Raw genomic sequence first — 425 nt, forward strand, 5'->3', positions numbered from 1 at the left:
GTTTTATAGCTTTACTCCCTTTTTTACAAAGTGGGCAATTTGTTTCATCATAAATTTCAAATTCAAAATTTCCTAGAGTAAAGAGTGGTAAATTTTCAGGTAATTTCGCATTATCTTTTCTTGGAGATTTTAAATTTTCTACTGCACAAAAACCACGATTTGCCAATGCTGCAAAACCTACAACAATGCCACCTAAACTTTCAATGATTTTTGCACTCTCTAAAGCACTACCACCTGTAGTAATGATATCTTCACAAATTATAAATTTTTCACCCTTTTTTACTTCAAAACCACGTCTTAAAGTCATTTCTTTATTTACTCTTTCAGTGAAGATAAAACGTTTGCTACAAGCTCTTGCAAGCTCATAACCTGCTAAAATTCCACCTAACGCAGGAGAACAAATGCTGTCAAATTCTATCTTATAG

The 425-nt window shown here is 32.5% G+C and carries 1 protein-coding gene; it reads right to left on the reverse strand.

Features of this window, described 5'->3' with window-relative positions:
- Positions 1–425 (reverse strand): orotate phosphoribosyltransferase (gene pyrE / locus KJR01_RS09865; RefSeq protein WP_214119069.1); only part of this gene is annotated, 425 nt, incomplete at both ends.

Origin of the sequence: Campylobacter sp. 2018MI10 (assembly GCF_018501175.1) — a bacterium.
Classification (GTDB): domain Bacteria; phylum Campylobacterota; class Campylobacteria; order Campylobacterales; family Campylobacteraceae; genus Campylobacter_E.